The organism is Pseudomonas amygdali (assembly GCF_002699855.1).
In the GTDB taxonomy this organism is placed as follows: domain Bacteria; phylum Pseudomonadota; class Gammaproteobacteria; order Pseudomonadales; family Pseudomonadaceae; genus Aquipseudomonas; species Aquipseudomonas amygdali.
Window position 1 is genome coordinate 1 of sequence record NZ_LKBW01000004.1, and the last position, 19,482, is coordinate 19,482.

Consider the following 19,482-nt stretch of genomic DNA (forward strand, 5'->3'; position numbering starts at 1 on the left):
CAGGATGCAGGCCGCCAAGGCAGCGTAAGTGGATAATTGTCCAACCTTCGGGGGGCATACCAATGCTGCCCCCTGGGGCAGGTGCTCGAAAAGCTGGCGATTGAGGATGCCTTCGGTTTGCCCGGTCAGCGGCAACACACACAGCAGAATGTCGCACTGACCAAGAAACGCACTCAGCTGTCCTTCACCCGCATAACACGTCACGCCTTCTACCTGATGCTCGCTACGCGCCCAGCCCGACAGCTCGAAACCGAATGGTTTGAGGGTCGACAGAATATGCTGCGCCTGCAAGCCCAGCCCCATCACACCCACGCGACGCTTGTGCGCCGGTACCAGCGGATGAGCTTTCCAGACGCCCTCGACCTGCTGCTGCCGATAACGCAGCATTTCCCGGTGCAGGCTCAGTACCGCCAAAGACGCATACTGACACATCCCGTGACTGATGCCGGGGTCCAGCAGACGAACCACCGGCAAGGACTCGGGAATACGGCTCAGGTCCAGTTGATCGACGCCCGCAGACAAGGCGAACAGCACCTTCAGGTTGGGCAGCAGCTCCTGTAGATCGTCAGGTGCCAGCCAGGCCCCCAAATAGTGGATATCGGCCGGGGCACCGATATCCGGCCACACACGCCATTCAATGTCCGGCGCGTGCTCGGCAAACAGGACACGCCAGCGTTCGGCGCGTGCGGGATCGGCTTTGTAGAGCAGGGCGGGCATGGGCATTTCCTGAGTGTGAAAGTGGAGCCCCATCATGCCGCAAGTCGAAAGCAGGATCTGTCGAAACAGCCTTTTGCAGAGCGTCGGCATGACTGAAAAGCAGCGTTGCCCGGCAGATTGCGTGGTGCTCGCAAGGCATGAAGGAATCTGCCGTTTGCGAGGCGAAAAACAGTCGATCTGGACATCTGAGAGGGCAAGTTCGGCGTAGATCATTTCGCTGAACGCTTAACCTGAACAGCATCGCAGCCACCCCGTCGGCTGCCAGGCCCACGACAGGTAAAACCATGAACAGCAAAGTCGACGAAACACCTCATCTGCTCCGCCAGCGCGATCAGTTCGTGCCGCGAGGCATCGTCACGGCCCATCCGCTGGTCATCGACCGCGCGCAAGGTTCTGAACTGTGGGACGTCGATGGCAAGCGCTATCTGGATTTCGTCGGCGGTATCGGCGTGTTGAACATCGGCCACAACCACCCCAACGTGGTCGCGGCGATTCAGGCGCAACTGACCAAGGTCACCCACGCCTGCTTCCAGGTGGCGTCCTATCAGCCCTATCTGGATCTGGCCAAACGCCTGAGCCATCTCATCGCGGGCCAGAGCGGCATCGATCACAAGGCCGTGCTTTTCACCTCTGGCGCCGAAGCGGTCGAAAACGCGGTGAAAATCGCCCGCGCTCACACCAATCGCCCGGCAGTTATCTCGTTCCGCGGCGGTTTTCATGGCCGTACACTGCTTGGCACCACGCTGACCGGCATGAGCCAGCCGTACAAACAGAATTTCGGCCCGATGGCCCCCGAAGTGTTCCACACGCCGTACCCGAACGAATTCCGCGGCGTCACCACTGAAGTAGCGCTGGCGGCGTTGCACGAGCTGTTGGCCACCCAGGTCGCACCGGAGCGTGTGGCGGCGATTCTGATCGAGCCGATGCAGGGCGATGTCGGCTTCCTGACTGCGCCGGTGGAGTTTATGAAGGCCTTGCGTGCGCTGACCGAGCAACATGGCATCGTGCTGATTGTCGATGAAATCCAGTCCGGTTTCGGGCGTACCGGCAAATGGTTCGGTTTCGAGCATTCGGGTATCCAGCCTGATCTGGTGACGGTTGCCAAGAGCCTCGCGGGCGGCATGCCGCTGTCAGGCGTGGTCGGTCGTGCCGAGATCATGGATGCACCGCCTCCGGGCGGTCTGGGGGGCACTTACGGCGGTAATGCGCTGTCCTGCGCCGCGGCACTGGCAGTGATCGATACGTACGAGCAGGACAATCTGCTCGCGCGTGGCGAACAGCTGGGCGAACACTTGCGTGCCGGTCTGCTCAAGCTCAAAGACCGTTACAACTGCATTGGCGATGTGCGCGGTACGGGTTTCATGCTCGCCATGGAACTGGTCAAGAACGATGCTGCACGCAGCCCGGACGCTGATCTCAACCAGAAGGTCATTGATCAGGCACGCATCGGCGGTCTGCTGGTGATCAAGTGTGGTGTGTACCGCAACGTATTGCGTTTCCTCGCACCGCTGGTCACCACAGAGCAGCAGATCGATGAAGCACTGACCATTCTCGATGCCGCCTTGGCACGAGTATTGAAGTCCAGCTGAGCGTAGACGTGGTCGCGGTTGTCGCGAGACGCTGCGACCACCAGCGCTGGGGATCATTGTTGAATGGAGACGTTGCCTGCCATGGGGCTTATTGATTACCGCGCACTGCTGATCGATTGTGATGAGGTTCTGGTGGACCGTGATTCGGGTGTCTGGGTGGCGTTGCAGCCGTTGCTGGAAAACGGTCTGAACACACCGGATAAAGACTCGGTCCTGACCGAATTCGATGATGTTGTGCGCACGCTCTATCCGCGCTTCGACGAACTGGGTTTCAGCGGCCTGCTGTGCTTCGCGCACCGGCAACTGGCCGAGCGCCTTGGCATCAAGGCCAGTTGGGAAGAAGGCATGACCTTTGCCCGTTCCGTACCGAACTGGACGCTGTTCGAGGATGCACCCGGCGCGATGCTCTACCTGCGCAAGTTCTATCGGCTGCTGGTGTACGCCGACCGGGACCTGCAGGATCGCGGCATCCTGTGCGAACGGCTGGGGCTTGAACCTGACAGCCTGCTGTCCCTGACCACTCACCCGCTGGACAATCCGGACTGGCTCGCCGGGATGGATCTGGAGCCACGTGAAACGCTTCTTGTGTCTCGCCCGCCCGCCTCGGCGCTTGGCACCGGTGGGCTGTGCCTGATCCGCCGCAGCCGCGAACAGCACCGTCAGCCATGCACTGCCGACCTGTGCATCAACAGCATGGCCGATCTGGTCGCTCAGCATCAGCTGTCTTTACGGCGCTGATTTTGCTAGAAGGTAGGCACCGTGAATGGCAATACAAGAGGTAGGTAATGGAAGGCTTGGTCAAACTGGATCGGATTGATATCAATATCCTGGTAGAACTCCAGAAAGACGGGCGCATGACCAACGTCAGCCTGGCCGACGCCGTCGGGCTTTCCGCAAGCCCTTGCCTGCAGCGCGTCAAACGTCTTGAGTCGGCAGGTTACATTTCCAGTTACAAGGCGCACCTTAATCTGGCAAAAATCACCGAATCGGTAACCGTATTCACGGAAATCTCCCTCAGCGACCACAAGCGTGAAGACTTCGCCAAATTCGAAGCCAACATCCGCCACGTTGACGAAGTCCTGGAGTGCCACCTGATCAGCGGCGGCTACGACTACCTGGTGCGCTTCATGACCCGCAGCATTCAGCACTATCAGGAAGTGATCGAAGAGCTGCTGGACAAGAACATTGGCATCTCCAAGTACTTCAGCTACATCGTCATCAAATCCCCGGTCATGAAAGACGGCGTGCCACTGCGCAAACTGTTGCGCCATTGAAACGGCGTAAAGAAATTTCACTGCGTGGATGTGTGGTTCAAACCCATACCGCATCCCACAGTGGATAATCTCCTATCTTCTTGACCAGTCCTGCGCGTAGCGGGTTTGCGACGATATAGCGAGCCAGACCGACCATGTCCTGTTCGTTGCGCACAGCCTGGTCGTGATACCCGGACTGCCATAAGGTGTCGGGATGTGCTCTGATTTTTCCGATGGCTATTGAACTGCGTGCTTTAAGTTGTTGAATCAACATGGGCAGATCATTCTTTTTGAGCTCAAAAAGCCAGTGAAAGTGGTCAGGCATTACGACCCAGGCAAGCGACTTGACCAGTTCCTGCTCTTCGCATCGTCTCAGCTCTCGAACCAGCAAGCGCCCGAGACGAACATCGGCGAATACCGGTTCGCGTCCTCGTGTCACTGAAGTCACCATATATATCTGGCCTATTGCGGAATATCGGCCTGTACGTAAACGTTTTGACGCAGAGTACACGTGCATTCCCTTGCTCCTAAAATCACTTCACCGGTGAACTTTAGTGTGTGGCACGTGGAGCAGCTGAGTAATGCTTTACAGCATGTAATTTCAATGAATCATTCGGTGTTTGATGATCAGCCTTCGTGGACAAGTCCACTCCCACAGGAGTGCATGGGTGCATGGGTGCATGGTCACAGAATCACAGGAGTGCAGGAGTCCAGGAGTCCATGGTCCCAGAGTCACAGGAGTGCAGGAGTGCAGGAGTCCAGGAGTCCAGGAGTGCAGGAGTGCAGGACCAGGATCACCGATTGATGTGGTGGGAGCGGACTTGTCCGCGAAGAGGTCCGGCCTACTACCAACGGAAGCCCGCTCCATCATCGCGCCTCAACACCGGGTAAATAATCCATTTCTGAATTTATGGCACGAGGCCACCACTCAGATGGCACGTTGGCCGGGGTTTTGCTCGTGCAGATCTGAAAACCGACGGGGCCCCCTGTCGCCATGGATTTCAAAAGGATGTGTTCGATGCCCGTAGCCCCTCGTTTCCTGGACCATTACCGCAAGGCCGACCGGATCATGCTGGGCCTGATCTGGCTATTGTTCATCTACGCGCTCGGGTTGGCGTTCTGGTTTGATACGTTCACCCAGGCAGTCGTGGTCGGTGGCGGCACTGCGGTGGTGCTGACCGGGCTGTATCGTGCCATCGGCGGCACCCGATTGATGCGCTGCTGTGTGGGTGTAGGCCTGATGGTCATGGCCGCGCTGCATATCAATCAGGCGCACGGGCTGATCGAAATACATTTCGGCATCTTCGTCTTCCTCGCCGTGCTGACCTTCTACCGCGACTGGCTGCCGATTCTGGTCGCTGCCGTCACCATTGCCATCCACCATGTCGGTTTCCACGCCCTGCAGCATGCGGGCTTCCCGGTTTACGTCATGCACCACGGCGGCGGCTGGAGCATGGTGATGATGCATGCGGTGTACGTCGTTGTAGAAAGCGCGATTCTGGTCTATCTGGCCGTGCAGAATCAGGCTGAAGCGGTCGAGAATCATGACATGCTCGATCGAATGCTGGCCACCACCAATCAGTTTTCGCCCAATAGCCAGGCCAGCGAGCGTTCGGCCAAACGCGTGCCGCTGGCGCAACGTTTCGAGCAGTTTCTGGAGCAGATCACCAGCCTTGTCGACGGCGTGGTGCGCGACACACGCGGTCTCGGCGAGCTGGGTCATGACCTTGCCAAAGCCAGCGGTACGCTGGAAACCGGGGCGCAGCATCAACTCAGCGAGATCGCCCGCATGACTGGCGCGATGCAGCGCATGGGTGATGCCATGAACGATATCTCCAGCCATGTTGCGCAAGCCGTGCAGCGTGCCGGTGATGCAAGCGATCAGGTGGCTCACGGACGCGACAGCGTCGACCGTGCGCAGAGCGAAATCACTCAGCTTGCCGCGCGCATCAACACCACCGATGAAACCGTGCAGGCACTCGCCAACCAGTCAGAGCAGATCGGCAAGGTGCTGGACGTGATCGGCAGCATTGCCGAGCAGACCAACCTGCTGGCGCTGAACGCAGCGATTGAAGCTGCCCGGGCCGGAGAGCAGGGCCGGGGCTTTGCCGTGGTGGCCGACGAGGTGCGCAATCTGGCGCAACGCACAGCGTCGTCGACCAAGGAAATCCAGACCATCATTGAAGACCTGCAAAGGGGCAGCCGTCAGGCCGCTACAGCCATGAACGACAGCCTGCAAGGCGTCGGGCGTTGTGTGGAAAACAGCCAGCGGGCGTCGGAATCCCTGCGTGCAGTCGGCGAAGGTATCGGTCATATCACCCAGCTTAACGGCCTGATTGCCACGACCACTGAACAGCAGTCCACCGCCAGCAAGGAAATCGCCGATCAATTACGTTCGGTGCAGACCATCGCCGAGCACACCGCCGCCAATATCGGTGTGCTGGCGACCAGCAGCCAGAGCCTGTCGCCGCTGGCCATACGCCTGGAGGCGCTGGGCCAGAGTTTCCACAACTAGCTTTCGTACCTGGCTTTCAAATTCAGGCTCAGGCAAACACCAGCCCCGAAGAACGCAGCAGTTCCTGAGTGTAGGCCTGCTGCGGCGCGGCGAATATCTCGCGGGACGGGCCTTGTTCGACCACCTTGCCGTCCTTGATCACAATCAGGTCATGCGCCAGCGCATGGACAACCGCCAGGTCATGGCTGATGAACAGGTACGTCAGGCCATGACGGATTTGCAGGTCACGCAGCAGGGCGACGATCTGTTTCTGCACCGTACGGTCGAGCGCTGACGTAGGCTCGTCGAGCAGGATCAGATCCGGCTCAAGCACCAATGCCCGGGCGATGGAAATGCGCTGGCGTTGCCCACCGGAAAACTCGTGCGGGTAACGATGCCGGGTTGCCGGGTCCAGCCCGACTTCCTGCAACACGCGGATCACCGTCTGCTCACGCTCTTTCGGCGTACCGATATTGTGCGTCACCAACCCCTCGGCGATGATCTGCTCCACGGTCATGCGCGGGCTGAGGCTGCCGAACGGGTCCTGAAACACTACCTGTAACTGACGACGCAACGGGCGCATCAGGTGCTGACTGTGCAGGCTCAGCTCCTTGGTGCCAAAACGGATGCTGCCCTCTGAATCGACAAGACGCAAAATCGCCTGGCCCAGAGTCGATTTTCCCGAGCCAGACTCGCCGACAATCCCGAGTGTCTTGCCCTTGAGCAGCTCGAAACTCACCCCGTCCACCGCCTTCACATACTGCGGCTCGCGCTTGAACCAGGCTTTGCCCAGCGGGAACCAGACTTTCAGGTCCTGCACCGACAACAGCGTGTTGCTGTGCGTGGACGGCACCGGCTCGCCGTCTGGTTCGGCGTTGATCAGCAAGCGACTGTAAGGATGCTGCGGATTGTCGAACAGGGCCTGGCAATCGGCCTGCTCCACGATTTCGCCCTCACGCATCACGCAGACCCGCTGAGCGATGCGCCGCACCAGATTGAGGTCGTGGCTGATCAGCAACAACGACATGTTCAGCCGCTGCTGAAGGGACTTGAGCAACTCCAGAATCTTCACCTGAACGGTCACATCCAGCGCGGTGGTCGGCTCGTCGGCAATCAGCAAGTCGGGCTCGTTAGCCAGTGCCATAGCAATCATGATGCGCTGGCGCTGCCCACCCGACAGTTGATGCGGATATGCCTTGAGACGTGACAGCGGGTCGCGGATGCCGACCAGTTCCAGCAGCTCCAGGGTGCGACTCAGCGCGGCCTTGCCTTTCAGGCCCTTGTGAGTGACGAGAATTTCGCCGATCTGCTTTTCGATCGTGTGCAGCGGGTTCAGCGAGCTCATGGGCTCCTGAAAAATCATCGCCACACGGTTGCCACGCAGGCTGCGCAATTGCTTGTCGCTGGCGTGGACCAGATCAAGGCCGTCATAGCGAATCGAGCCCTGGGTGCTGACGGTTTTGGCCGGCAACAGACGCAGAATCGAATGCGCAGTGACCGACTTGCCAGAGCCGGATTCGCCGACCAGCGCCAGGCATTCGCCGCGTCGGATGTCGAGGCTGACGCCATGCACCACTTCATGGCCGTTGAAGGCGACCCGCAGGTCGCGAATTTCAATCAGGTTGTCTTGCATGTCAGCTCCGAGGATCAAACGCGTCGCGGCAGGCTTCGCCGATGAACACCAACAGAGAAAGGATCAGCGCCAGCGCGACGAACGCGGTCAGCCCCAGCCAGGGCGCTTGCAGGTTGCGCTTGGCTTCGCCGATCAGTTCGCCTAGCGAAGCGCTGCCAGCGGGCATGCCGAAGCCGAGAAAGTCCAGCGCAGTGAGCGTGGCAATGGCGCCGGTGATGATGAACGGCAGGTAGGTCAGGGTGCAGGTCATCGCGTTGGGCAGGATGTGCCGCCACATCAGCGCGGCATCGGTCAGGCCCAGTGCGCGGGCGGCTTTGACGTATTCAAGATTACGCCCGCGCAGAAACTCGGCGCGCACCACGTCCACCAGCGACAGCCAGGAGAACAGCGCCATGATGCCCAGCAACCACCAGAAACTCGGTGACACAAAGCCGGACAGAATGATCAGCAGATAAAGCACCGGCAAACCCGACCATATTTCCTGAATGCGCTGGCCGATCAGGTCGGTCATGCCGCCGTAGTAACCTTGAATCGCCCCGGCACAGACGCCGATCACCGTGCTGATCGCGGTCAGCAGCAGCGCGAACAGGATGGAAATCCGCGCGCCGAACAGCACACGCGCCAGCACGTCACGGGCCTGCTCGTCAGTGCCTAGCCAGTTGGTGCCGTCGGGCGGGCTGGGCGAGGGCGCGTCCAGGTCATAGTTGATGGTGTCGTAGCTGAACGGGATCGGCGCGAACAGCATCCAGCCGTTTTTCGCGGCGATCAGCTTGCGCACGTAGTCGCTTGAATAGTCCGGTTCGAAGGGCAGTTCGCCGCCGAAATCGGTTTCCATGTAGGTGCGCAACACCGGGTAATACATCTGCCCGTCGTAGCTGACCAGCAGCGGCTTGTCGTTGGCGATCAGCTCGCCGCACAGGCAGACCAGCATCAGGCCGATGAAGATCCACAGCGACCACCAACCACGCCGGTTGGCCTTGAACAGGTCGAAGCGGCGCCGGGTCTGGGGAGAGAACTCGAACATCAGGCGCTCCTCGCGGAAAAGTCGATGCGTGGGTCGACCAGCGTGTAACACAGGTCACCTATCAGTTTGATCAGCAGGCCGAACAGCGTGAACAGGAACAGCGTGCCGAACACGATGGGGTAGTCCCGCGAGACCGCCGCCTCGTAACTCATGCGCCCCAGCCCATCGAGGCCGAAGATGGGCTCGATCAGCAGCGAGCCGGCGAAAAACACTTCGATCAACGCCTGCGGAATGCCCGCGATGACCAGCAGCATGGCGTTGCGAAACACATGGCCGTACAGCACACGGTGCTCGGTCAGGCCCTTGGCGCGTGCCGTGACCACGTACTGACGGCTGATTTCGTTGAGGAAGCTGTTCTTGGTGAGGATGGTCAGCGTGGCGAACCCGCCGATTACCAGCGAGCTGACTGGCAACACCAGGTGCCACAGATAGTCCTTCACCTTGCCCCAGGTGCTCAGGCTGTCGAAGTTCTCCGAGAACAAACCCTGCGCCGGAAACCAGCTCAGGTAGCTGCCTCCGGCGAACACCACAATCAGCAGAATGGCGAACAGAAACGCGGGCGTGGCGTAGCCGATGATCACCAACGTGCTGCTCCAGACGTCAAACGCACTGCCATGCCGCACCGCTTTGCGAATGCCCAGCGGGATGGAAATCAGGTAGGTGATCAGCGTCGCCCAAAGCCCGAGTGACAGCGACACCGGAAGCTTCTGGGCAATCAGTTCGGTGACCGACGCGCCGCGGAAGAAGCTGGTGCCGAAGTCCAGCTGTGCGTAATTCTTGAGCATCAGCCAGAGTCGTTCGTGCATCGGTTTGTCGAAACCGTAATGTTCCTTGATCTGCTCGATCAGCGCCGGGTCGAGCCCGCGCGTGCTGCGGCTGGCGGTGCCGCTTGCGGCTACTTCGCCACCGCCGCCACCAACACCATTGGGGCTGAAACCCTGAATGCGCGCGATGGCCTGCTCGACCGGTCCGCCGGGGGCGGCCTGCACGATCAGGAAGTTGACGATCAAAATGGCCAGCAGCGTGGGAATGATCAGCAGCAGGCGTCGAATCACATAAGCCAGCATCTCAATACTCCTTGGCAGCGGCGGGCTTGCCGGTCAATGCAGCGGCCTGAGCGTTGGTCAGCGGGGTCGGGCTGATCTGCCACCAGGTTTCCAGGCCAACGTCATAGGTCGGTGCCACATCAGGCATGCCGAAACGGTTGGCGAACACCAGTGGCGTGCCCTTGGAGTAGTAGTTGGGAATCATGTAGTAGCCCCATTGCAGGACCCGGTCCAGCGCCCGCGCGTAGAGCACCATATCGTTACGCGTATTGGCGCTCACCAGCCCGTCGATCAGCGTGTCCACCGCAGGATTGCGCAGCACCATGGCGTTGGAGCTGCCCACTTCGGTGGCGCTTTGCGAGCCGTACAGGTTGTACAGCTCACGGCCAGGGGAAATGATCGGATTACCGTTTTTCGGCAGGCTGACCACGATCATGTCGTAGTCCCGCGCATTGAGCCGGTTGATGTACTGCGCCGAATCGATGCGCAGGAAATCCAGGGTGATGCCGATCTGCGCCAGCGTGCGCTTGAAGGGCAGAATCAGGCGATCGAAACCACCCTGACCATCGAGAAAGCTGAACACCATCGGCTCGCCAGCGGCGTTCACCAGCTTGTTGTTCTTCGGGTGCCAGCCCGCCTCGGCGAGCAGCTTGAGGGCCTGCAACTGTTTGTCACGGATGTAACCGCTGCCGTCGGTTTTCGGCGGCTGATACACCGTGGTGAACACCTCGTCCGGCACCTGACCGCGCAAGGGTTCGAGAATCTTCAGCTCGGCCGGGGTCGGCAGCTCGGTGGCGGCCATGTCGCTTTTCGGAAAGTAGCTTTGTTCGCGCACGTAGAAATTGCGCATGACCCGGCGGTTGATCCAGTCGAAATCCCACAGCAATGACAGCGCCTCGCGCACGCGGCGGTCCTTGAAGATCGGGTTGTCCAGGTTGAACACGAAGCCCTGCGCGGCGACCGGACGTTGCCGGGCGAGAATGCGCTTTTGCAGACGCCCATCGTCAATCGCCGGGCCGCTGTAGCCGACCACAAAGCCGGAAGATGAGAACTCGCGGTTGTAGTCGAACATCCCGGCCTGCAGCAGCTGGCGGGCGATTTCGGTGTCGCCGTAGTAGTTCACGGTGAGCGTGTCGAAGTTGTACAGGCCACGGCTGACCGGCAGGTCCTTGCCCCACCAGTCCTTGACCCTTTCAAAGACCACGCTGCGCCCGGCATCGACCTTGGCGACCCGGTAGGGCCCGTTGCCCAGCGGCGGCTCGAAACCGCCGCCGTTGGCGAAGTCGCGGGTCTTCCACCAGTGCTCGGGCAGAATGTGCAGGCTGGCAATATCCAGCGCCAGCATGCGGTTGAGGTTGTTCTTGAAGTCGAAGCGAATCTGTAGCGGCCCCTCGATAGTCACCTGTTTGACGTCGGCGAACATGGGGCGATAGCTGAAGCTGGCCTTGGTGGTCATCAGCTCGAAGGTGTAGCGCACGTCTTCTGCAGTGACGGGCTTGCCGTCCTCGAAGCGCGCCTTGGGGTTGAGGAAAAAACGAATCCACAGACCGTTCGGGTCCATCTCCATCTTTTCCGCGATCAATCCATAAACGGTGTACGGCTCATCCAGCGAGCGATAGGCCAATGGTGAGTAAACCCAGGTATCGACCTGCACCACATTGATGCCCTGATCGACATAAGGGTTGAGGTAGTTGAACTGGCCGATTTCTTCCGCCGAACGGGTCAGTGAACCGCCTTTGGGGGCGTTCGGGTTGACGGAGTCAAAGTGCTGGAAGCCAGCCGGGTATTTCGGTGCCTCGCCATAGACGGTCAAGGCGTGAGTCGGGGCGGCCTGAGCGACCTGCCAGCAACTGCACAGCGCAACACCCAGAATCAGGCGCCGCAGAAAACGGGTATGACGCAACATGATGGGGCTTTCCTCGTACGCACTGAATGACGATGAGTCGCGAAAAAGCCCCCGGCCGGGGAAGGTGGATGAAACCTGGGCCGGAGGGGGCGAGCTCGCAATCTGACGTGGCCCAAGGAGCGTGTATGGGCCACGTCGTCACACTCAGAAGTGGTAAGTCGCGCGTGCGAACAGGGTGCGGCCCAGCGGGTCAGCGTAACGAGGGTCGTAGCCGGACTGAAAGTTGTAGGCCTGGTTGGAGAACGGCGGGTTGCGGTCGAACATGTTGCGCACACCCGCGTCGATATCCAGCACCTTGTCGAAGGTATGACCCACCGACATGTCCCACAGCGCATACGACGCGACGCGCGCATTGGTGGTGCGGTCGTAGTCGTTGTAGCCGCTGGTGAAGCGGTTGGTGATGGACGCGCGGGTATCGCCCAGTGCCCAGGTGCCGGTCAGCACGTGTTTCCAGCGCGAGATCACGCCGTCGCCCTGGAAGTCGCCGACCTTGTCGGTGTACGGGCCGTCGATGATGTTCTGGAAGTCATAACGCGTCACATAAGTGCCGGTCATGCCCAGACCGAACTGACCATAAGGCGTGTTCGGAAAGCGATAGTCGAGGGTTACGTCGACACCGCTGGTCTTGACGATGCCCAGGTTGGCGTTGCCGGTGACGATGTTGGCAATCGAACCATCCGCAGCGCGCACGTAGCGGTCGGCGTAGGTGTTCGGATCATCAAACACAGTCGACTCGGGGAACGCCTGGATCTGGTTGGAAATGTGAATCCACCAGAAATCCAGGCCCATCGATAGGTTGTTGACCGGCTGATAGACGAAGCCCAGCGTCATGTTGCGGGCTTTTTCCGGGGCCAGCTCGGTGTTGCCTCCACCATTGTTGAGGAACTGCTGCTGGCAATCACGACCGGCGTTACCACCCGGCTGAACGACGCCACCGGCACACAGAACCGGGTCGTTGTAATAGCCCTGAGTGAAAGTCGTACTGCGCGGGGCATACAGCTCGTAGAGCGACGGCGCGCGGAAACCTTCGCTGTAGGCACCACGGACCACCAGTTGCTTGAACGGCTGGTAGCGGAACGAGTATTTCGGGTTGGTGGTGCTGCCGAAGTCGCTGTATTTGTCGTGACGGACGGCGGCGGTCAGTTCAAGGCTGTCCAGCACGGGGACATTCAGTTCGGCGTATTGCGCCTTGACGCTCCTGTCACCTTCGACGCTACCGGCGGCATCTGCGCCCAGGCTGCTGATGTCGTTGACGTAGGCTTCGTACTGCTGATGCATTTTCTCTTTGCGGTATTCGCCGCCCAACGCCAGACCCGCAGGGCCTGCACCGAACCAGTCACCGATTTCCCGGCTGATGCGCGCATCGAGCCCGGCCACCCGGCCCACAGCGCTGGAGTACTGGCCGTGATATTCGCTGGCATCGATCAGCGCCTGACCGGCAGTGGTTTGCGGGCCGAACGGTTTAAGGGTGCCATTGGCCAGGCCGTTGAGCATTGCAGCGTCACTGACATAACCGTTGGTGAGCGATGACAGGACTTTGTTCTGGTTGTAAGAAGCACCTACGTTGTAGTCCCAGCCGCCCACCAGGCCGTCGAAGTTCAGCAGAAAACGCTGGCTGGTGTTCTGGTCGCTGGACCCGCGTGGCCCGGCTGCGGTTTCTCGCCAGGCTGTGCTGATCGGTTGGGTCGGGTCGAGAGTAAAGTCGGTCGGTGCCGGAGTGATGCCGTTGCCGGGATAAAAAGGCGACGATGAGTCCAGAGACAGGCCGGTGAGAGGCGCAGGCCCGATATCGGTATGGTTGTTGTTACGAGCCCAGAAGTATTCGAGGCTGACGTTATGATCGTCTGCCAGCTTGCCGGTGGCCTTGCCAAAAAACGAGGTCTTTTCGGTTTGCGGGATCAGGTCGATGTATTCACGGGTGCTGAACCGGCAGATGCCGTTGCTGGCGATCAGGTTAGGGCCGCCGCAGTTTCTGCCCAGCGGGTTGGCAGAGTTGTCACCCTGGAAGTAATTGCCGGGATAGGCCGTACCGGAGGTCTGATTGAGCCCGCGCCCTGGCACGTAATCTCTGGCAAACGAGCGGTCGTTGGCGTCCAGGTTTTGCTGCTTGTTGTAGTTGAAGACACCCATGACGTTGAAGCGATCCTGCTCCAGATCGCCAAAGCCCCAGCTGGCGCTCATGTCCTTGGTAGCACCGCCGCCACTGGCAGTCGGGGTTTCACCGCCCAGCGTCAGACTGCCGTCGGTCAGGGATTTTTTGGTGATGAAGTTGATCACACCGCCGATGGCGTCGGTGCCGTAAAGCGCCGAGGCACCGTCACGCAGCACTTCCACGCGGTCAATGGCGGCAAAAGGGATCATGTTCAGGTCGATGGCGCTGCCGTTAGGCGTGCCCACACCCGGCAGTGCGTTATTGGCCAAACGGCGGCCGTTGAGCAGCACCAGCGTCTTGTTGGCGCCGATGCCGCGCATATCGGCAAACGAGGCACCTCCTGTTCCTGCACCGACCGAGCCTGCGCTGTTGTTGATCGACTGGCTGCCAGTGATGCGCTGGACCATTTCCTGGGTGGTGGTCACGCCCTGTTTCTTCAGGTCGTCAGCGCGCAGGATGGTAATTGGCACTGCGGTTTCGGCATCGACCCGGCGGATCGCCGAACCGGTCACTTCTACACGTTGCAACTGGGTCGTGGCAGGCACAACCGCTGCGCTGGTGGACACGGCCGAGCCGCTTGTGTCCGCGTCGACGGCGTCTGCCGCCTGAGCACCGCTCATGCCCATGGCCAATGCACAAAGCAGGGCACGTGGATGACGCCGGACCGCGAGGGCCAGTGGTTTGAGGGTGCAACCGGGAAGATTCATCAGCATGGTTAGTTCCGACTTGGTCCAGACGTTATTGAAATGGCCTTGTGAGCCCTCTGTTCCCGACGCGGTTGTGCCGAGCGGGAGTTCCACTTCTTCTTTTTCCAGCAAGCCGCTCCCCTCCAGAGGCTTTTCAGCCCACGGACAACCGCATTTACGGGGGTCGGGTCAAACGGCTTCGCGCGGCGAAGCCGTCAAATCACCTGAGGGTCATTTCGCCGTCATGACGGATATCTTCGTAATGCCCGAACGCTCGATGGACGCCATGGCCTTGGCCACCTGGCCATAATTCACGGCGGTATCGGCCTGCAACTGGACGCGGATTTCCGGGTCCTTGGCCTTTTCGTCCTGCAGGCTTTTTTCCAGCAGTTCCGGGGCGATTTCCGATTTGGCGAGGTAGAACTTGCCGTCCTGATCAACGCTGACCACCACCGGGTTTTTCTTCTCGGCAGGGGCGACCGCATCAGTCTTGGGCAGGTTGACCTTGATCGCGTTGGTCATCAGCGGCGTGGTGACGATGAACACCACCAGCAGTACGAGCATCACGTCCACCAGCGGCGTGACGTTCATTTCGCTGAGTACTTCATCGCTGTCCTGAGTGGAGAAAGACATTAGCTGGCCTCCCGAGCGGCATGGCCATTCTTGCTGGCGATGGGCTGACGGGTGACCGCGAAGGCGCTGCGCTGGGCGAGGGCGTCGAAGTCGTGGGCGAAGTCATCCATATCGGCCACAGCGAGCTTGAGGCGGCGCAGGAAGAAGTTGTAGATCAGCACCGCAGGCACCGCAACGGCGATACCCACGCCGGTGGCGACCAGCGCATGGCCGATAGGACCGGCGACCGCTTCCAGGCTGGCCGAGCCGGTCACACCGATGCTTTGCAGTGCTTCCATGATCCCCCAGACCGTACCGAACAGGCCGATGAAGGGCGCGGTGCTACCGATACTGGCGAGAATTGCCTGACCACTTTCCAGTGCGCGGCGCTCTTTTTGTATCTGCTGGCGCAGGTTGCGCTCCAGGCGGTCCGAACGGTTGATCGTGTGCGCCAGTTGTTGCGTAGTGCGGGCGACTCATCGACCGCCATTGCCTCAAAACCGCTGTTGGCAATACGTGCCAGCGCTCCAGGATATTGTGCAGAGTGCTCGGCGGCGGTCAGCAGGTCCGGCGCGCTCCAGAACGCCTTGGTGAACTGTTTGTTCTGCGATTTCTGACGCACGTACTGCGCCGACTTGATCAGCAACAGTGCCCAACTCAATACGGAAAACAGAATCAATGCCCAGAGCACGGCCGGGACAATCATGGAAGAGAGCGATGCGTTCATGGTTTAAACCTCACCAGCTTTAATAATTGAAGTGTCGGTTGTCAGGTGCCGGATCATTCCGGCAACTTGAAGTCGATGGTCTGCGTCGCGAAGCCTTCTATCGGCGTGTCACCCCGTTTGGCCGGAATGAACTTCCAGTTGCGCACGGCCTCAACGGCGGCTTCGTCCAATACCGGTTTGCCGCTGGATTTGGTCACCTCGACAGCGCCAGCGCGGCCGTTTGGCAGCACCTTGATGCGCAGAATCACGCGACCTTCCCAACTGCGGCGCAAGGCCAGCCCCGGGTATTCCGGCGGCGGGTTGCCCAGGCTGGCGAGCCCGGATACGGCAGCGCTTTCCTTGACCGGAGCCGGTGGCGCGGCAGGTGCTGGAGGTGCGGGCGCAGGTGCTGGCGGCGCAGGCGGGCTGGGCGCAGCAGCAGGCGTTGGCGCAGGTGGCGTCGGCTTCTTCACCGGCTCGACTTTCTTGACCGGCTTGGGCTTCTCGACCTTTGGCTTCTCCACCGGTTTTGGCGGCGGCTCTACCGCGTCCGGGTCCTCGACCGGTTGTTCCGGCTCGGGTGGTGGCGGCGGAGGCGGCGGAGGTGGCGGCTCGGGCGGCGGCGGTTCCGGGGCGGGAGGTGTCGGGCTGGTCAGCTCAATAGTCATTTCCGGAACTTGTGGTGCAACTTCCGGCAGGTCTGGCTGGGCAGTTTGCATGTACCACCAGATCACACCATGGATAAGTACTGACGCAGCAATCAACACCATTACTTGTGGCTTGTTAAGGCCACCCGGTCGTGACGTATTGGCGCTGAAAGGAATGCCCTGCCACGCCGTCGAAGTGTCATCGGGCGAGGGAGAGGGAACCGCTTTCATTATTACCGCATCATTCATTAACTCTCCCTCGGGTAGTTAAAGGGCAATAAAAATCCGTTCGAATATTTTTGTGAACATTCGACTGAGGGCGGCCTGCACACTGTTTATATGCAGCGCACCGCGGTGCCTGCGCGCGGCAGGCTTAAACAGGGAAAAGCGATGTACATCAGGGCGCTGGCATTGCTGATCCTTGCTTCTTATCGTCATGTACGGAGACGTACAGCGATGTTCCTGAATGCTTACATTGCAATCGCTGTGCCAGAAAGCCCACGCAGGGACCGTTGATTCAGAGCGGGTGTCGCATTCATATAACTATTTATCGAATCCCGATCTCATGGACTTCGAAGGTATTCAAATGAAGGACTCCTTAAACAAAACAGCAGACAAATTCGTACCCTCTGCTGTGCCAGACGCGTTCGAAACTCGTGACCTGCTAGTCACTTTCCTGAATGCACCAATACTGTGTAACGAGGATCAAGTTGGTGCGCTAGTTAATCAAGACTTCATAAAGGACTGCTCCATGTGGGTCCGTGTTTATATGATCAGTAACCGTTAAAGAAACAAAAGCCATCGCACGAATGATGGCCAAATGAAACCACCTCAAATAAAGTGTCGGACAATCTTTATATGTGGGTTGCCCGTCAATTAAAAACAGGGGGTTTATCCTTATTGCGCGCACAGTTCTGCAAGGCCCTGATTAATCGTCAGAACATTCAAGGGCACACGCAAAATGACTTACGTCCAGACGTGCAGAGCCGTCGAAAAACAACATGCAGATCTGGATAACGCGAAGGCGACCGGGCAGGTACCGTCCAAGGCAGGCAATGCCTCAGGGGTAAGCAGCCAGCGTAACGGTGGTCTGACACAAGACTGATAGAGCACGGCTAGATTCCTTTCCTGGCGAGGAGAAAGACTTGTGGTCTGCCCTCCTGCACTGTTTGTGGACGCTCTGGCGTCCGTTAACTGCACTTTGGTGCGTGTAGGCACCCCTTGAATGCAGCGTGCACCAATGGTTTATGGCACGACCGTTCCACTTGAAAGAACTGTGCCAATTTGTGTCTTTTTGTATCTGGAGGGGTACATTTTATTTAGCGGCACGCTGCAAGTGGCGAGCTACAAGGCAGCAGCTTTGGCGGGAAGGGAAGAAATGGCAGCAAGCCGCCCGCTGAAAGGGCGGCTTGAGAGGCGTTGCAAATTACCAGAACGCAGCAGGTGCGCTGAGCGCCTTGCTGAATACCTCAATGGCACGCTCGACGTCTGCCTGCGTGGTGTAGCGGCCAAGGCTGACACGCACGCTGGCCAGAGCCTTGGCTGAATCCATCCCCAGAGCGAGCAGCACATGCGAGGGTGCATTGCTGGCCGAGTTGCATGCGGATGTAGAAGACAACGCCAGGCTGTGGGATAGCTGCGAGCTGGTGAAGCCACTGCGGGTGATGCACAGGTTCAGGGTGTGCGGGATGCGTTGTTGCGGACAGCCGTTGAGCTGCACATCCGGCAGGCTCAATAAGCCTTCGCGCAGGTGGCGACTCAGCTCTTCGATACGGCGGTTTTCAGTTTCGGCCTGGCTGATCGCCAACGCAAAGGCTGTACCCATGCCGACGATCTGATGGGTTGCCAAGGTGCCCGAACGAAAGCCGCCTTCATGTCCGCCGCCGTGGATCTGCGCTTTCAGCAACGAATGCGCGCGTGGGCCCACGTACAGCGCGCCAATGCCCTTGGGGCCGTAGGCCTTGTGCGCCGAGAACGACATCAGGTCGACGGCCAGACTCGCCAGATCGACCTTCACCTTGCCGACTCCCTGCGCAGCGTCCACATGAAACAGCGCGCCGTGCTCGCGCACCAAGGCGCCAATGCTGGCGATATCGGTCAGCGTGCCCAGCTCGTTGTTCACCAGCATCAGTGATACCAGCAGCGTGTCTTCGCGCAGGGCAGCCTGAACCGCCTGCGGCTGGATCAGGCCCTGGGCGTCCGGTTTCAGCCAGGTGACGGGAAAGCCCTGACGCTCCAGCGTGCTGACGGTATCGAGCACTGCTTTGTGCTCCAGAACACTGGTAATGATGTGCCGACGCTGCGCGCTGCTGTCGTGAGCGATGCCCTTGATCGCCAGGTTGTTGGACTCCGTGGCACCTGAGGTCCAGACGATGGTGTCGGCAGACGCACCCACCGCATCGGCCACCTGACACCGTGCCTGCTCTACAGCCTGCCGCGCAACCTGCCCATAACCATGCCCGCTGGATGCCGGATTACCGAAATGACCTTCGCGGCCCATACAGGCAACCATGGCTTCGATGACCTGTTCATCGACAGGCGTGGTAGCGGCGTAATCCAGGTAAAGCGCAGAGGTGGTCATGGGCAATTCACTTTGTAATCGAGTCAGAATCAAGGGCTGGCGGTACAAGGCCGATTGCTTGAAAGATTACTGATGCGCACGCGAAAATTTATTGATATTTACACGGGTATGAGCGCTCAATGCGAAAAATTATTCGCTTTCAATTGGATTTAAACGATTAAAAATCCTAGGATGCTGTTTCAGACGCAGAATCGCATCCAGACACCCCTCACCGTTGTGTGACGCAGAGCGTCACGAAAGGCATGCCAACGCAGAGCATTGGCACGATAGCCATCGCCCAGACATCGATCGTTCCTCACGCGTGAGGAACGATCAGTGTAGAGCGACTAACGCAGGAAACCGCTAGGGTTTGTCTGAAAAGTCAGCCCGCAAGCATCTTTCGATGCAAGCCAGTGTGACCATCGCTTTAAAGCTACTTGCCAGCTTGTCGTAACGC

General features: G+C 59.5%; 14 protein-coding genes and 2 pseudogenes. 4 read left to right on the plus strand and 12 right to left on the minus strand.

The annotated features are described in order from the left end of the window. The coding region (locus AO277_RS01020) for an NAD(P)-dependent oxidoreductase (protein ID WP_180273420.1) at positions 1 to 717 on the minus strand (717 nt) is incomplete at its 3' end. A 284-nt stretch (positions 718 to 1,001) separates the two neighbouring features. On the opposite strand from AO277_RS01020, the gene gabT reads away from it, so the two are divergent. From gabT to AO277_RS01035, 3 genes are all read left to right on the plus strand, one after another. Next, the gene (gabT, locus tag AO277_RS01025; RefSeq protein WP_044319335.1) at positions 1,002 to 2,306 is read left to right on the plus strand and encodes a 4-aminobutyrate--2-oxoglutarate transaminase; all 1,305 of its coding nucleotides are present in this window, start codon (positions 1,002 to 1,004) and stop codon (positions 2,304 to 2,306) included. Between the two features lie 81 nt (positions 2,307 to 2,387). After that, entirely contained in the window at positions 2,388 to 3,044 is a 657-nt protein-coding gene (locus AO277_RS01030) for an HAD family hydrolase (RefSeq protein WP_044319336.1), read from the plus strand. 47 nt (positions 3,045 to 3,091) lie between these two features. Next, positions 3,092 to 3,580 carry an Lrp/AsnC family transcriptional regulator gene (locus tag AO277_RS01035; protein ID WP_002555947.1) on the plus strand — a complete coding sequence of 163 codons (489 nt, stop codon included), beginning with the start codon at positions 3,092 to 3,094 and terminating at the stop codon, positions 3,578 to 3,580. Between the two features lie 37 nt (positions 3,581 to 3,617). On the opposite strand, the gene AO277_RS01040 is transcribed toward AO277_RS01035, so the two are convergent. Then, positions 3,618 to 4,076 carry an REP-associated tyrosine transposase gene (locus AO277_RS01040; RefSeq protein ID WP_002555946.1) on the minus strand — a complete coding sequence of 153 codons (459 nt, stop codon included), beginning with the start codon at positions 4,074 to 4,076 and terminating at the stop codon, positions 3,618 to 3,620. Between the two features lie 501 nt (positions 4,077 to 4,577). Here AO277_RS01040 and AO277_RS01045 point away from each other — a divergent pair. Continuing rightward, on the plus strand, positions 4,578 to 6,074 hold the full coding sequence (locus AO277_RS01045) for a methyl-accepting chemotaxis protein (RefSeq protein ID WP_044319337.1): 1,497 nt from the start codon (positions 4,578 to 4,580) through the stop codon (positions 6,072 to 6,074). 28 nt (positions 6,075 to 6,102) lie between these two features. Here AO277_RS01045 and AO277_RS01050 read toward each other — a convergent pair whose 3' ends face one another. The 10 genes and pseudogenes from AO277_RS01050 to AO277_RS01100 all read right to left on the minus strand — a co-directional run. Continuing rightward, complete coding sequence (locus tag AO277_RS01050; RefSeq protein WP_044319338.1) at positions 6,103 to 7,686, minus strand: ABC transporter ATP-binding protein; 1,584 nt, start codon at positions 7,684 to 7,686, stop codon at positions 6,103 to 6,105. A 1-nt stretch (position 7,687) separates the two neighbouring features. Further along, positions 7,688 to 8,710 (minus strand): ABC transporter permease, encoded by a 1,023-nt coding sequence (locus AO277_RS01055; protein ID WP_044319339.1) that lies wholly within the window; start codon positions 8,708 to 8,710, stop codon positions 7,688 to 7,690. Next, on the minus strand, positions 8,710 to 9,777 hold the full coding sequence (locus tag AO277_RS01060) for a microcin C ABC transporter permease YejB (protein ID WP_044319340.1): 1,068 nt from the start codon (positions 9,775 to 9,777) through the stop codon (positions 8,710 to 8,712). Before AO277_RS01060 ends, AO277_RS01055 begins: the two co-directional genes overlap by 1 nt. A gap of 1 nt (position 9,778) precedes the next feature. Then, the gene (locus AO277_RS01065) at positions 9,779 to 11,662 is read right to left on the minus strand and encodes an extracellular solute-binding protein (protein WP_044319341.1); all 1,884 of its coding nucleotides are present in this window, start codon (positions 11,660 to 11,662) and stop codon (positions 9,779 to 9,781) included. A gap of 144 nt (positions 11,663 to 11,806) precedes the next feature. After that, positions 11,807 to 14,632 (minus strand): TonB-dependent receptor, encoded by a 2,826-nt coding sequence (locus tag AO277_RS01070; protein WP_044319342.1) that lies wholly within the window; start codon positions 14,630 to 14,632, stop codon positions 11,807 to 11,809. A gap of 99 nt (positions 14,633 to 14,731) precedes the next feature. Continuing rightward, positions 14,732 to 15,133, minus strand: a complete 402-nt coding sequence (locus tag AO277_RS01075; protein WP_002555939.1) for an ExbD/TolR family protein — start codon at positions 15,131 to 15,133, stop codon at positions 14,732 to 14,734. Continuing rightward, positions 15,133 to 15,818: pseudogene (locus AO277_RS29365) on the minus strand (MotA/TolQ/ExbB proton channel family protein). The gene AO277_RS01075 and the pseudogene AO277_RS29365 overlap by 1 nt, the downstream one beginning before the upstream one ends. Positions 15,819 to 15,892: 74 nt before the next feature. Continuing rightward, positions 15,893 to 16,714 carry an energy transducer TonB gene (locus AO277_RS01085; RefSeq protein ID WP_080899293.1) on the minus strand — a complete coding sequence of 274 codons (822 nt, stop codon included), beginning with the start codon at positions 16,712 to 16,714 and terminating at the stop codon, positions 15,893 to 15,895. Positions 16,715 to 17,891: 1,177 nt separating this feature from the next. Next, entirely contained in the window at positions 17,892 to 19,046 is a 1,155-nt protein-coding gene (locus AO277_RS01095) for a cysteine desulfurase family protein (RefSeq protein WP_044319344.1), read from the minus strand. Between the two features lie 342 nt (positions 19,047 to 19,388). Further along, positions 19,389 to 19,482 (minus strand): annotated as a pseudogene (locus tag AO277_RS01100) (IS5/IS1182 family transposase); the annotation flags it as partial.